9 protein-coding genes and 3 pseudogenes are annotated in these 13,693 nt (G+C 67.7%); 4 read left to right on the forward strand and 8 right to left on the reverse strand.

The window, feature by feature from the left end; genetic code table 11:
- Positions 1 to 9 precede the first annotated feature (9 nt).
- The 4 genes from ACWCP0_RS28335 to ACWCP0_RS28350 form a co-directional block, all read right to left on the reverse strand.
- The gene (locus tag ACWCP0_RS28335; RefSeq protein WP_451081606.1) at positions 10 to 516 is read right to left on the reverse strand and encodes a DDE-type integrase/transposase/recombinase; all 507 of its coding nucleotides are present in this window, start codon (positions 514 to 516) and stop codon (positions 10 to 12) included.
- Positions 504 to 773, reverse strand: a complete 270-nt coding sequence (locus tag ACWCP0_RS28340; RefSeq protein ID WP_451081607.1) for a hypothetical protein — start codon at positions 771 to 773, stop codon at positions 504 to 506. Before ACWCP0_RS28340 ends, ACWCP0_RS28335 begins: the two co-directional genes overlap by 13 nt.
- Positions 770 to 943, reverse strand: a complete 174-nt coding sequence (locus ACWCP0_RS28345; protein WP_451081608.1) for a hypothetical protein — start codon at positions 941 to 943, stop codon at positions 770 to 772. The genes ACWCP0_RS28340 and ACWCP0_RS28345 overlap by 4 nt, the downstream gene beginning before the upstream one ends.
- 375 nt (positions 944 to 1,318) lie before the next feature.
- The gene (locus tag ACWCP0_RS28350) at positions 1,319 to 2,317 is read right to left on the reverse strand and encodes an ArsR/SmtB family transcription factor (RefSeq protein WP_451081609.1); all 999 of its coding nucleotides are present in this window, start codon (positions 2,315 to 2,317) and stop codon (positions 1,319 to 1,321) included.
- 330 nt (positions 2,318 to 2,647) lie between these two features.
- Here ACWCP0_RS28350 and ACWCP0_RS28355 point away from each other — a divergent pair, with 330 nt between their 5' ends.
- From ACWCP0_RS28355 to ACWCP0_RS28365, 3 genes and pseudogenes are all read left to right on the forward strand, one after another.
- Positions 2,648 to 4,135 carry a phospholipase A2 gene (locus tag ACWCP0_RS28355; RefSeq protein ID WP_451081610.1) on the forward strand — a complete coding sequence of 496 codons (1,488 nt, stop codon included), beginning with the start codon at positions 2,648 to 2,650 and terminating at the stop codon, positions 4,133 to 4,135.
- 153 nt (positions 4,136 to 4,288) lie between these two features.
- The gene (locus ACWCP0_RS28360) at positions 4,289 to 6,676 is read left to right on the forward strand and encodes a proprotein convertase P-domain-containing protein (RefSeq protein ID WP_451081611.1); all 2,388 of its coding nucleotides are present in this window, start codon (positions 4,289 to 4,291) and stop codon (positions 6,674 to 6,676) included.
- Between the two features lie 156 nt (positions 6,677 to 6,832).
- Positions 6,833 to 6,985, forward strand: a pseudogene (locus ACWCP0_RS28365) (IS701 family transposase); the annotation flags it as partial.
- Positions 6,986 to 7,194: 209 nt separating this feature from the next.
- On the opposite strand, the gene ACWCP0_RS28370 reads toward ACWCP0_RS28365, so the two are convergent.
- From ACWCP0_RS28370 to ACWCP0_RS28385, 4 genes and pseudogenes are all read right to left on the reverse strand, one after another.
- Positions 7,195 to 10,767: a S8 family serine peptidase gene (locus tag ACWCP0_RS28370; RefSeq protein ID WP_451081612.1), complete on the reverse strand. Its 3,573-nt coding sequence runs from the start codon at positions 10,765 to 10,767 to the stop codon at positions 7,195 to 7,197.
- Between the two features lie 152 nt (positions 10,768 to 10,919).
- Entirely contained in the window at positions 10,920 to 11,081 is a 162-nt protein-coding gene (locus ACWCP0_RS28375) for a hypothetical protein (protein WP_451081613.1), read from the reverse strand.
- A gap of 207 nt (positions 11,082 to 11,288) precedes the next feature.
- A complete protein-coding gene (locus ACWCP0_RS28380; protein WP_451081614.1) occupies positions 11,289 to 11,594 on the reverse strand; it encodes a hypothetical protein in 306 nt (101 codons plus the stop codon).
- Between the two features lie 164 nt (positions 11,595 to 11,758).
- Positions 11,759 to 12,091 (reverse strand): annotated as a pseudogene (locus tag ACWCP0_RS28385) (transposase); the annotation flags it as partial.
- A 176-nt stretch (positions 12,092 to 12,267) separates the two neighbouring features.
- Here ACWCP0_RS28385 and ACWCP0_RS28390 point away from each other — a divergent pair.
- Positions 12,268 to 13,522 (forward strand): annotated as a pseudogene (locus tag ACWCP0_RS28390) (IS256 family transposase).
- Positions 13,523 to 13,693: the final 171 nt, after the last annotated feature.

Below are 13,693 nucleotides of genomic sequence, written 5' to 3' on the forward strand. Positions count from 1 at the left end.
TGATCATCCTCAGCCGCCTGCCAGGTACCCGTGGCCGGAATCCAGCGCAAGGTCGTTCCGCGTACATCCTCCGCGGCGACGTCGAGTTTCGTAGCTCGAGCCGACCTTGCCCATGCTCCTGCGGATGCCGTACCGGTCACAGACCCGGGCAAACGCGGCCGACGTATGTTGGTATCCGTGGTCCGCGTGGAAGTTCAATCCGGTGACGTCACCGCCGCGGGCCGCGACCGCGGCCTGGAGCGCGTCGATGACCAACTCGGCGCGCATGTGCGGGGCCATCGAGTAGCCGAGCACCCGGCGCGAGCGGATGTCGATGACGCAGGCGAGGTAGAGCCAGATGGCTCCGACCTGCACGTATGTGATGTCGCCGCACCACTTCTCGTCGAGAGCGCCGGCGCTGAAATCCCGATGGACCAGGTCCGCCACCGGCGGCGCGAGGCGGTCCGGGACCGTGGTTCGCTTCTTCTTGCGCAGGTGACGGCCGACAATGCCGTGCTTGCGCATCAGTCTGGCCACGCGCTGCGGGTTGACCGTGCGAAGCCCCGCAGTTCGGCATGGACCCGCAGCGCTCCGTAGTTCCGACGGTATTCGGCGTGGATCTCATGGATCTCGGCGACTAACACGTCATCAGCCGCCTGCCGCTCCGCCCGCGCCTTGGCGCCGGCGATCCACCGGTAGTAGCCCGAGCGGGAGACCTCCAACACCCTGCATACCCGCTTGATGCCGAACATCTCGGCGTGGGCGGAGACGAAGGCCCAAGCGGCGGTCCTCACTTCATCTCCCGGGCGAAATACGCCGCTGCCCGGCGCAGGATCTCCCGCTCGAGCTGCCATTCCTCCTCCGCCTTGGCCAGCCGCGCGTTCTCCCCCCGCAGCCGGGCCACCTCGGCCTCGGTGTCCTGCGACGCTCCGTCGGCGACTGGACGCCCGTCGGCGTCACGCACCCAGGTCCGCAGCGTCTGAGGGTTGACATTCAGATCGGCCGCGCGTCCTTGAACGTCCGCCTGCCGGCCGAAGCGTCCACACCACGGGGTCACCCCCTGCCGCCGACCACGACCATTGTCATGATTGTCTGATGACTCCACGCGTGCGCGCCAGAGTGCGCATTCGGATGGATCCAGCCATATCGGCGGGGATCTGACCGAGGGCGGCATGGGCGTCACCCTGGTCTGGTCCGCGGCCCTCCCGCCACGGCACCTACACCAGGACCTGACGGCGCGACCGTGGAGCTCCCGTGGAACCCTCAACAGGCTTACGAGGACAACCTCAGCGGGGACTGGAAACGGAGCACCATCCACCGTGCCAGTCCCCGACCCTACTCAGCCTGCGTCTGGCGTGTTGAGGAGTGCCAGGCCGAGGGGGGTGACGCTGTGAAGAACGGAGTTTCCGTGGCGGATGGAGCGGACAAGTCCGGCTTCGCGAAGAATGGTTGCGTGTTCGCTGGCGCTCGCGGGTGCGACACCAGCATGAGCGGCCAATTCCTTGGTGGAACAGCCTTGGTGCTCTGCGACGGCGGTGAGCACCGCGGCGCGTGTGCGGCCCAGAAGCGTCAACACACCGGGGGAGCGCGCGTGACCAGGCGCGGAGTCGCAAGCCGTGAGTCCAAGGGGGAGCCGGTCCTGGTAGGCGGGATAGCTCACGGAGATGGGCTGGCCGTCGGTGACGATGGCCCGTGCGCAGAACATCGACGGTATGAGCAAGAAGCCTTCCCCTTCCAGGTACAGGTCACGATCGGCTCCGGTCCCATTCCGGACTTCCAAAACTGGAGGGTTCCATCGCATCCACTGGGGGTTGGCCTGGTTCAGCATCTGCTCGACACCACCGGCGAGCAATTGCCGCAGGCGCAGAGTTCGATCGACCGCTAGGTGTTCCGTGAACTGTTCCCAGTGCGGAGCCAGCAGCATTGTGTGTAGATGGCTGAGACCGGTGCAGAGCTCGGCAAATAGGGGCGAATCGTCTGCTAGGTGGCGAGTCCACGCGGGCAGTGAAGGATAACGGTGGGCAATTTCCAGCAGATTCGCCCTGACCTGCTTGCGAGGTGTGCTGCGTACCTGTTCCAGGAGTGTCCCGATATCACCGACTTTGTTAGAGCTGACGAAGTCTGGCGAATATCCCACGGCGGGCATGAGGGCTAGGGCCATACGTGCTTGGGCAGACAGCTGTGCGCGAGCACGGTGCCGCCAGGCGCCGAGCCGGGCGGGCTGGCTGCGCTCCTGCAAGGCTCGCGCTGCAAGTTCGAGCTCATGCAGCGGCGTTGGCCCCTGGACCACACGTGTCCGGGCCAGATCCTGAACAGTGAAGTGTATGCGGTAGACCATGGGAGTGCGGGGCTTTCTTTCGGGATGTCGTTCTTCGGGCCAGGCCGAATCAGGTCGTGATCGGAGCGCTCGAAGATCAGGCTGGACCCGTCGACGGCGCAGCGGCAACGAGTTGGTGGTGCAGTCAAAGCGACCAGGGCAACGCCATCCCGGGTGCGTGGTAGGCACACGTCCGGTGGCGGAGGCAGCACTGCCCAAGATCTGTAACCGTCGGCATCATCCACGTCGACTTGAACCGAGAGGGAAACGGTGCGCAGAATCGCACTTTCTATCGCGGCCTCATTGTGGCTGGCGCTACTGGCGCCACTGCAGCCCGCCTCAGCCACCGAGGTGCCCGACCAGCCTTTCTCCGAAGGCACGATCCAGCAAATAGGCCCCGGCTCATATCAGTCCGCGAGCAACAGCTTCGAGTTCGCTGAGACCGACGTACCGACGGGCCTGATGGGCCGCTCCCACTCCGTCGTCGGTCAGCTCCAGGGCATCTCGCAGGCGCAGGACGCCCCCACCAACCGGTCGGACCTCGGTGTGTTCGGCCCGAGCTGGGAAGCCGAGTTCCTCGGCGGCCAGCTCAACCGCAAGCTGACTCCTGGCTCGGGCTCGATCACGACGACGGACCTGACCGCCAACGAGTCCATCCGCTACGACCTGACCGACTCCATCGCCGGTCCCAACGGCGGCAGCGTCAACACCTACACGTCCGCCGACGGCTCCAAGCTGGTCGAGACCATCAAGTGGGACGACCTCGCCGGTGTGCTGAAGACGACCGTCGTGGAGACGCTGAACATCGACCTGACGACGCCCGTCGAGGGCGACGACGTCCCCGTCGACGCGCTGGGCAACCCGATCCCCGCGGCCGACCTCAAGCCCTCCTACACGTACAAGCAGGTCGGCGGCGGCGGCGACAACTGGCGTGTGACGGCCGCGGGCAACGCGGCGTACAAGCAGACCACAGTCTCCTACGACAGCATCGGCCGCGTATCCACCATCAACGAGCCCGCGTCGCCCGAGACACCGGCGGATTCGGTCAAGGTCAACTACGCCACCACGACCACCGCTTCCGGTGAAACCCTCGGTGACGTGACGGGCCGGGTGAAGGACATCACCCTCACCTCCGGGCAGACCGTGCAGACTGTGGCCCGCTACTCCTACGACGGCTCCGGGCTGCTGCGCAAGGTCACCAACCCGAACGAGGGCGCCGACCTGAGCACCTACACCTACGACACCAACAAGCGGGTGGCCACCGTAGCCACCCCGGTTTCCCAATGGGACCTGAACTACGTCGGTGACGCCGCCGCTCCGAATGCGGTGCAGACCGTCGGCACGACACCCAACCCGAACGACCCCATCAACCTGCCCCCCGCCCCTGATGAATCTCCTACTGTGGCCGACAACCCCTGGTACTGCGACCATGCCATGAGGTGGACCTGGTGGCAGGGCCCCGACTGCGTCACGAGTGTCGCTCACTACGGCTGGCGTAATCCGTCCTGGAGGCAGGCTCCCAACGGCCGCTGGATTATGGGCATCCACTACGACCACTGCACCTCCTCGCCGGACAAGCCGTTCGGCTACGACTTCCGCGCCGCGTGCGACGCGCACGACTACACCTACGGAGTCATAGGCAACTGGTACAAAAACTACTTCCGCCAAATGTACCCAGACAAAAAGTGGACCAGTGACGCCGAGTTCTACTCACTACTCAGGAACCAAACCTGCCCGCGTTACGCGACCCGGCTCTGGTGCTATGCCACAGCCTGGGGCTACCACAACGCCGTCAGGTGGGGCGGGAACCCGCGGAACGGCGCAAACGCGACGCACTGATCGATCGGCTGTCTCAGCCTGCTGAGCGCTAGGACCTTCCGAAAGAGAGGCCCCGGGGCCGGGCGGCGCGAGAACCCCTCGCCGCCCGGCCCTTTCGCGGCCCGCGCACCCGCACCACCCTTCCCCCTGCATCCCTTCTCGGTGGAGTAGCACGTGACCAGACACATACGAGGCATAATCGCCGCCGCGGCGGCTGCCCTCGTGTTCACCGCGATACCGGCGGCGGACGCCGCCCCCTTTCCCGACGCCAGGCAGGCTTCTGCTGCGCAGACCGACCCGGCCGACGCCCCGCTGCGCGCGAAGACGCGAGGCGACGGGACCGTCCGCGTCAATGTCGTCACCAAGAGCCGTGGGGACGTGGCCAGCGCCGCGACCGCCGGCAAGAAGGTGCAGTCCTTCGACAAGCTGCCGCTGGTCACGCTCAAGGTCGACAAGGGCGGCCTGGACAAGCTGGCCGCCAACCCGCGCGTGGTCAGCGTCGTCGAGGACATACCGGTGCCGCCGACCCTGGACCAGAGCGTCCCCCTGATCGGCGGCGACAAGGCCGTCGCGTCGGGCAAGACCGGCGCGGGCACCGCGATAGCCATCCTCGATACCGGCGTCGCCACCAAGCACCCGTTCTTCGGCAGCCGGGTCAAGACCGAGGCGTGTTACTCCGTCAACGACGACAGCTACGGCGCCACCAGCCTCTGCCCCAACGGCACCACCGAGCAGCAGGGCTTGGGCAGCGCGGACTCCGCAGCGGGGCCGTGCGCCACGATGGGCGACGCCTGCTCCCACGGCACCCACGTCGCCGGGATCGCCGCCGGTGACGGAACCGGCATCAGCGGCGCACCCGTACGCGGTGTCGCCCCCGGCGCGGACCTCATCGCCATCCAGGTGTTCTCCCGGTTCGACTCCGACGACTACTGCGGAGCAGGGGCCAGCCCGTGCGCGCTCAGCTTCACCAGCTCCCAGATCAAGGGACTGGAGAAGGTCTCCGCGCTGAGGACGGCCGGAACCAACGTCGCCGCCGCGAACCTGTCCCTCGGCGCGGGACGCTGGACCTCCGAATGCGCCTCCGACCCGCGCAAGCTGATCATCGACAACCTGCTCACGCAGGGTGTCGCCACCGTCGTCGCGGCCGGCAACAACGGCTACACCGACGCGGTCAGCGCCCCCGGCTGTGTGTCCTCCGCCGTCACGGTCGGCGCCACCACCGACGACGACCAGCTGGCCACCTTCACCAACCGCGGCCCGCTGCTGGACCACTTTGCCCCCGGCACCAACATCGTCTCCTCCGTTCCCGGCGGCGGCTACGCCTCCCTGAACGGCACCTCCATGGCCACCCCCCACGTGTCCGGCGCCCTGGCGATCCTCCGACAGGCGTTCCCCGCCGAGAGCATGACGGACATTGAGTCGCGGCTGACCAACACCGGGAACGCCATCACCTACACCGGCGGCAGCACCACCCGTATCGACATCGGCCAGGCGCTCGGCGGACCGGCACCGGAACCCGCCCCGGACCCCAAGCCCCGCCCCACCAAGGTCATCAGCGAGAAGGAGTACGCCATCCCCGACCCGGGAACCCTCGAGGCGCCGATCACGGTGTCCGGCGTCCCCGGCAACGCCGCCAGGTCGATGAAGGTGGCTGTGAATCTCACCCACGAGTGGCGCGGTCAACTCAGGATCGATCTGGTGGCCCCGGACGGCCAGACGTACCCCCTCAAACCGCTGTCCACGGAGGGCAGCGGCACCCTCAACGGCATCTACATTGTCGACGCGAGCACCGCCCCCGCGAGCGGCACCTGGAAGCTGCTCGTCCAGGACACCTCGGCAGGCGCCACCGGCACCCTCACCTCCTGGTCCCTCCTCTTCGCCAACTCCTTCGAGAAGACCGGGTCCTACCTCATCCCCGATCCTGGCACCCTCACCTCGCAGATCACCGTCGACGGGTTCACCGGCAAGGCCGCGGGCGCCCTGCGCGTGTACGTCGGTGCCACGCACGAATGGCTCGGCGACCTGAAGATCGACCTGGTGGCCCCCGACGGCCGTACATACCCCATCAAGGCGGCGTCCCCGGCGGAGGCCGGTGGCACCATCAGCACCACCTACACGGTCGACGCCAGTGGCTCTCCGGCCAACGGGACTTGGAAGCTCCTCGTCCAGGACAGTGACGGGGGTTCCAGAGGATTCCTCACCGCCTGGTCGCTGGCGTTCCCGTCGAACGAGAACCAGACCAGCCGCGCCATCCCTGACTCCGGCTCCGTCGACGTGCCGATCACCATCAGCGGCTTCACCGGCAACGCGTCCAGGGAACTCAAGGTCCATGTGGAGGCCAGGCATGAGCGGCGCGGCGATCTGAAGATCGAACTCCTGGACCCGAACGGCAAGGCGTATCTGGTGAAGGCGGATTCGGCGACGGACACCGGCCAGACCATCAGGAAGACCTACACCGTCGACGCCAGTACGTCCCCGGCGTCCGGCACATGGAAGCTCCACGTCTCCGACGTCTCCGGGGGCTCCACAGGCACCATCGACAGCTGGACGCTCACCTTCTGACGCCCCCGGCTCGAAATGAACCGGCCGCCGCCCGGAGAGAGCGGCGGCCGGTCACTCATGCCAGGGAACGGGCCACTTGCAGTCCGGCAACCGGCTCGGTTCACGTCCTTGAACACACCGCAGACGCAGCCGTGCGCGCTCACAGCCGCTGCGCTCCAGGTCCGCCGCTACCCGGGCTGGCACCGGCACATCACCCTCGCCATGGCCGCCCACGCCTGCCTCACCGCCCTGCGGGCCGCCGAGCTCGACCCAGCGGGGAAAGCAGAAACGGATCCTTCGGCCTCGGCGAACTTCTTCGCCGCGCGGAGCCGGTCGCGATCCTTCACGAGTTCGTCGACGGCGGCGTCGCTGATCCGGGCCTCGTTCTCAGTCCGGGGTTCGAGGCCGACTGCGGCGCGGCGGGAGGGGTTCGGGTTCGAAGCCGAGCCCGGCTCCGGCCACGAGTGGCCGGAGCCGGGGCCCAGCGCCGGTGAAACCGGTCAGGGCGAGCGGTGGAACCGGTCAGGACAAGACGTCGGTCAGGACGCCAGGTCCGGTCGGTCGGACACCCGCAGCGCGTTGACGATCGGCGTCCCGAAGCCCTTGTGCGTCACGAACCGCACGTTGAGCTGGCCGTCCGTGACCTGGACGGTGGACGTCTTGGTCAGCGCGGCGAAGGTGCCGACCTCGTTTGCGACATCGAGGGACGGGCAGACCTCCTGGCCCTCGATCACCACGTCGAACACCCGCTTGTTCGGGGCTTTCGCCTGAAGTTCGGCGAAGTCCAACTCGATGGTGTAGTAACCGTCGGCCAGCCCGTCGACGCGGTACTCGTTCATGCCCTGCTGCGCGTGGGCGAAGCGGGCTGGGTCCTGCGTACCCGTGATCGGCTTGGTGGTCGACACCCGGTTGGAGTTGCCCAGGTAGCCGTAGCCGCCCGCAGTGTACGCCCGGTCCGTCGCCCACCTCTGACCTTCGGCATCGGCGTGGCCGGCCTGGCCGCCGGCGTCGATCGCCAACGTGTAGCTCGGCACCACGAGGGTGACCGGGATCAGCCGGACCGGGTTGCGGCCGCTGGCCGAGGTGATCCGCAGCTTGGCCTGGTGGGACGAGCCCTTGGGCAGCCCGGCCGTATTCACCGTCAGGCCGACGGTGTGCTTACCGCCGCTGGACATCGTGCCGGTCGTCCCGGACAGCGCCAGCCAGCCGATGTCGGCCGCCTGGCCGGAGGCGCTGACCTCGGCGATCTCGATGTCGGTGCCGAGGACGCCGGTGTTGTTCAGGACGATCGGGCGGGCACGGGTCTGGTCGGGCCCGGCGGTGATGGTCAACTCCGTGGTCGTGGTGCTGACCCGCGCGGTGCGCAGCGCTGTCGAACGGTTCTCGACACCACCCGCGGCGAGCGTGACCGCCGCGGTGGCACCTTCGTAGTGCTCCTTGCCGATGGCGAGCGCGACGTCGCCGACCGGAATCTGGAGCAGGTACGTGCCGTCCCCCTCGGTGGTCCCGGTGAACGTCCGGCCGCCGGACTGCGCGGTCACCGTCGCGCCGTCCACCGGCCGCCCGTCGTTGGCGTCGGTGACGACGCCCGATGCCACGCCGGTCTTGGTGGTGCGGAACGCGATGGCCGAGCCGGTTTTGACCGCCGCGCTGTTGTACGAGTACAGGAACGCGTCGGTCCCGGTCGCGTTCTCCATACCGATGGTGGCGGAGGTGCCCGTCCCCGGGCCGGTGGGGTCGATGTCCTTGTACCGGTAGGTGATCGAGCCGTCCTCGCTGATCGCCGCGGTGAAGCTGAGCCGCCGGTCGGGGCCTTCGTCGACCCTCAGGACGTTGCGCCATTCCACCACGAACGTGCGGTGCGGCTTGGCGCCGGCCACCGCGGTGTAGATGCCCGAGTCGGCGTCGACGAAGAGGTCGTCCCAGAACGGGTACAGGGCCAGGTTCGGACCGCTGCTCGTCGGCAGGCTGCTGTTTCTGAACGAGTCCGACCCGGTGCCGAAGCCCAACACGCCGTTGATGCTCACCCACGCGTCCCGGAAGGACCTGCCGTAGAACGGGACGCTGAACGGCAGCCCGATCGGCGTGATCTCGTCGTCACCGACGAGGTCGGTGAGCGGCTCGGTGCCGGGCACGTAGCCAGCGCCGGCCGCACCGCAGGCGTACCCGAAGGTGTCGTTACGGTCCGGCAGCATGATGTCCAGCGTGGTGTCGCCGGTCACCGTGACGTGCCGGGTGCCCGAGTCGGCGCACCGGTACGCGGGAGCCGCTCGCACGTCGTACTCGCCCTGCGGCACGGTCACGGTGTAGTGGCCCTGCCCGTCGGCGAACGTGGAAACCGGGGTGCCTACGAGCGTGATGCTCGCCCCCGCCGCCGGGCCTTCCGAGGTGGTCACCGTGCCACGCAGCGTCACCGAGGGCGCCTGCTCGAGGACGATGTCCCGGACGGCCGTCTGGTCTTCGGTGACCGTCGCGGTCGCCGTGGCGGTCAGGTAGCCGAACTTGGTGACCGTGATCGTGTAGTCGCCGACCAACAGCGAGTCGAACGAGTACGAGCCGTCCGCCGCCGTCGTGCGGGTCCGGTCGAGCGGTCCGTCCACCGTGACCGTCGCCCCGCCGATGCTGTCGCCCCCGGTGGTGATCCTGCCATCGAGCGCGCCGAGCGCGCCGCGCGGAGCGGCGTTCACCGCGGCGTAGGCGTCGAGCCGGCCCTCGCCGAAGACGTTGTTGTCCTCGGCGGTGCCACCGCACGTGGTGTTGTCCGCATCGATCGCGGTGTCATCCAGGATCTGCCGGGTCGCGGCGATGTCTCCTCGGATGGCCGGCGAGGCCGACCACATCAGGGCCACCGTCGCCGCCGTGTGCGGAGAGGCCATCGACGTGCCGTTGAGCGAGGCGTAGCCGTCTCGGGTGGACGAGCGGATGTCGACACCGGGCGCGGCGATGTTCGGCTTGATGTCGCCGTTCTCGCCGGCGCCGCGGCTGGAGAAGCCGGCGATCGCGTTGTCCACGCCGAACGCGCCCGAGCTGTAGCTGATCGAGTACGTGCCGGGGCTGCCCGAGGTGTTGCAGGCGGGTCCGTTGTTGCCGTTGGCGAAGGCCGGGAAGATGTCCGCGGCGACCCAGGCCGCCACGGTCTCCTGGTACCACGGGTCGTACGCGTTGGCGCCCCACGAGTTGTTCACGATGTCCGGCGCGAGGTCGGGCCGTGGGTTGGCGCCGTTCAGGTCGGTCGGCGCCATGATCCACTGCCCGGCGGCGAGCAGCGAGGTCGTGGAGCAGGAGTCGGACTCGCAGCCCTTGGCGGCGATCCACTTTGCGCCCGGGGCAACGCCGATGACGTTGGTCCCGTCCAGGCCCACCATGGTGCCCATGGTGTGGGTGCCGTGGTCGCTGTTGTCGCACGGCGCGGCGCTCGGGCAGACGCCGGCCGGATCGAACCAGTTGTAGTTGTGGTCGTGGCTGCCGTCGGCCTTGCTGCCTCGGTAGCTCGCCGCGACGGCCGGGTGGGTGTAGTTCACCCCGGTGTCGATGTTGGCGACGACAATTCCCTCACCCCGTACGCCGAGTTCGTTCCACACCCGCGGAGCGTTGATCCGGTCGATGTTCCATTCCACACCGTTCACGGCGGGTTCGTCGACGCCCGCCTGCAGGTCCGGAAGCTGAATCGGCTGGTCGGCGACGATCTCGGACACCTCGGCACGGGCCGCTATCTCGCCGAGCAGGTCCGCGTCACCGGTCACCTTGATGGTGTTGGCCAGCCAGAACGGGGTGAAGTCCGCGCCCCGCCGGGTCAGCAGTTGCCGCAGCCCCGCCTGGGTCCGGTTGGCGTGTTTGGTCTTGGCCCGGTGGACGTAGGCGGCCTTGTCCGCCTTCTTGGTCAGTTTGTCCGCTGCGGACAGGTTGGCCTTCTCGTCGAGGTAGACCCAGAAGGTCGCCTTGCCGCCCTTGGCGATACGGTCGTTCACTTTCTTGTCGATCTTCTTCGCCACGGCTTGCGCCCTGGCTTGGTCGGCACCTGCCGCTGCGGCGGGGGGCGCGGCGAGCCCGAGGGGGAGAAGAAGGCCGGCCACGAGGCCGGCCAGGGTGATGCGCCATCGCGTGGGTGTCACGACTGGACGCCTTTCTGATAGGGACAGGATCTCTCGTGGATCCCGCCCGGATCTTGGCAGTGGCGATGGATGCACAAGATCACCATGCGTTAACATGGTGTTTCAGATCGAGGTCTGGGATCGCGATTGACGGAAGCTAAAGGCTCATCGACTCAGGCGACCACCGCGAGGCGGTCTTCTGGATCATCGCGACCTTCGCCCGCTGCCACACCATCCTGGCCACCGACGCCCCCCAACTGCACGAAGCCCTCGCCCCAGCCTTCCAGGCGGCCATCACCGATCTCGGCATCAGCTCCACCCGTGACCTCATCCACCGGGTCGAAGAGGTGAACCGATTCCTGCCCCGGCTCTGGCAGACCACCGAGGACATCCTGAACAGCAACCCCAACATCACCGAATAGCAGAGGAAGACATCGACTCGGCCACCGAGCGTTGTCAGTTTCTCATCGACATTTCACGGCTCGGCGATCGACAAGCGGTGTCTGTTCCCACATACGAAACCACCCAAGCTCAGGGACTGGTCACGGCAGCGGCTTCCCTCCCGGCGGGCGCTGAGCCAGCACAGTCAGCAGGATGCTGACGAGCACCACGACGGCCCCGGACAGAGCGACCCCGGAGCGGATGCCTCCGTTCTCGATCAGGAGCCCGCCTAGCAGCTGGACGACAAGCGCAGCAGCGATAGCCAAGTCCGCCCAACCGACCAGGTTTGGGCGGACGATGTGTCGACGTTGCCAAGGCGGCAGCCAGCCCCAACCGAGCGCGGCCACTCCGCTGAGAGCGGCCGGCAGCGCAATCAAGCCGATCGGTATGCCGATGTACAGAGCCACGGTTCGTCCCCCTTACGGCGTGATCATGGCATGCCACCTACGGGGGCGCCTAGACCAATTCGTTTGGATCACTCCCGCTGGTCGAGGTTGTCGTTGATGATGTCCGTGTGACTAACCGCATCAGCGCTCTGATCTCGGCCTTCGGTGTCCTTGCCAGCACGTTAGACGTGGCAGAAGAGCCGGTCCGGGCTGGTGGGGGCGTCGGGCCGCAGCCAGTTGCTCACATCGACCGCGAGGACGATTCGCCCGTCGGCCGCCCTCGGAAGCGGGGTGGAGGCAAGCAGCCGCCGCAGGCGGCGCGGCTCCAGCCAGCCGTGGTTGACCACGTCGTACATCGCTCCGTGCCCACGCCGGTGCTCGGCCGTCAGCGTCAGCTCGGCCAGCGACGTCACCGGACCGTCCGTACACAGCACCGCGTCGGTCAACTCGAAGAGCGCATCCGCACGGCTGTAAAGGCAGCCGTAGAACTCGACACGAAAGTGGGACAGCACGCTCAGCGCGGCGTCAGCGGGACCTGCACAAGCCAGACTCTTCACAGCGGCCGTTCCTGAGCAATGCTCAAGACCTGTGGATCAACCTCGGGTTGAACGCGAAGGGGCGTACCTTCCCGATTGATCCTGTGATGGTCACCGAGTAGGCCCGCGTTCGCAGCGCGGGTCGGGAAGGCATGCCCGTGCTCAGCGTAGTCAATGCCGACGGCACCACCCCGAACGGCTCCCTGATCGACGAGATTGTCCGTGAAGGGGCGAGGCGGATGCTCGCCGCCGCCCTGGAAGCCGAAGTCAATGCCTACATAGCCGAGTTGGCTGATCAGCGGGACGACCAGGGCCGTCGTCTGGTGGTGCGCAACGGCTATCACCAGCCCCGGTCGGTGACCACGGCCGCCGGGGCTGTGGAGGTGAAGGCCCCGCGGGTGAACAACAAACGCACCGACGAGACCACCGGGGAGCGCAAGCGGTTCTCCTCGGCGATCCTGCCACCTTGGGCGCGGAAGTCCCCGAAGATCAGCGAGGTGCTGCCGCTGCTCTATCTGCACGGACTGTCCTCCGGCGACTTCGTGCCCGCACTGGAGCAGTTCCTGGGCAGCTCGGCCGGTCTCTCGCCGGCCACCGTCACCCGCCTCACCACCCAGTGGCAGGCCGACCACAAGGCATTCGGCGAGCGCGACCTGGCCGGATCCGACTACGTCTACGTCTGGGCCGACGGCATCCACCTGCGTATTCGCCTGGCCGAGGCGAAGTCCTGCGTCCTGGTGCTGATGGGCGTGCGCGCGGTCGGCACCAAGGAGCTGATCGCGATGGCCGACGGCTACCGCGAGTCCACCGAGTCCTGGGCCGACCTGCTGCGGGACTGCGCCCGCCGCGGCATGCGCGCGCCCGTGCTCGCGGTCGGCGACGGCGCGCTCGGCTTCTGGAAGGCCCTGGCCGAGGTCTTCCCCGAAGCCCGGCACCAGAGGTGCTGGGTTCACAAAACGGCCCATGTGGTCAATGCCCTGCCGAAGTCGGCCCAGCCAGGTGCCCGCAAGGCCCTGCAGGACATCTACAACGCCGAGGACCGCGAGCACGCGCTCAAGGCGGTCACCGCCTTCGAGCATGCCTACGGCACGCCCAAGGCGGTGAAGAAGATCACCGACGACGTCGAGGAGCTGCTGGCGTTCCACGACTTCCCGGCCGAGCACTGGATTCACCTGCGCACGACCAACCCGATCTGGGTGTTGTACTTCTGCCACCGCTTGAGGAGTTGCTCCCCCGGGCGGCGTTCGAAGCGGCCCGCCCTGACTCTGAACGCGATTGACGGCCATGCGGTTGTCCTGGATTCGAAGTGTCGGGCGGGCCGTCGGCGCGGCCCACCTCGTCGCCCTCGTCCGGGCCGGATCCCGCTTCGAACGCGGCCACCTCGTCGAACGCCCCGAGGCTCACGCAGCCTGAACAACCTCAACCGACACACAGGCATTGACAATTACTCCTGCTCTCCCCCGGTTCGAGCAATGCCCGATGTCCTGGCGGAAGTGGGGGTGACCGCATTGGAGGCAGACTACCCCCGCCCCGTGAGCGGGGAGGGGTTGGGGCGGTTGTGTTGTTTTGAGGGGGGGGGGGCCG

The sequence above is a fragment of the Streptomyces sp. NPDC001970 genome (assembly GCF_053594115.1).

What these genes read in the sequence shown, in the direction of transcription:
- ACWCP0_RS28350 (WP_451081609.1), bottom strand. Translation starts at nt 2,317, where the DNA reads ATGGTCTACCGCATACACTTCACTGTTCAGGATCTGGCCCGGACACGT.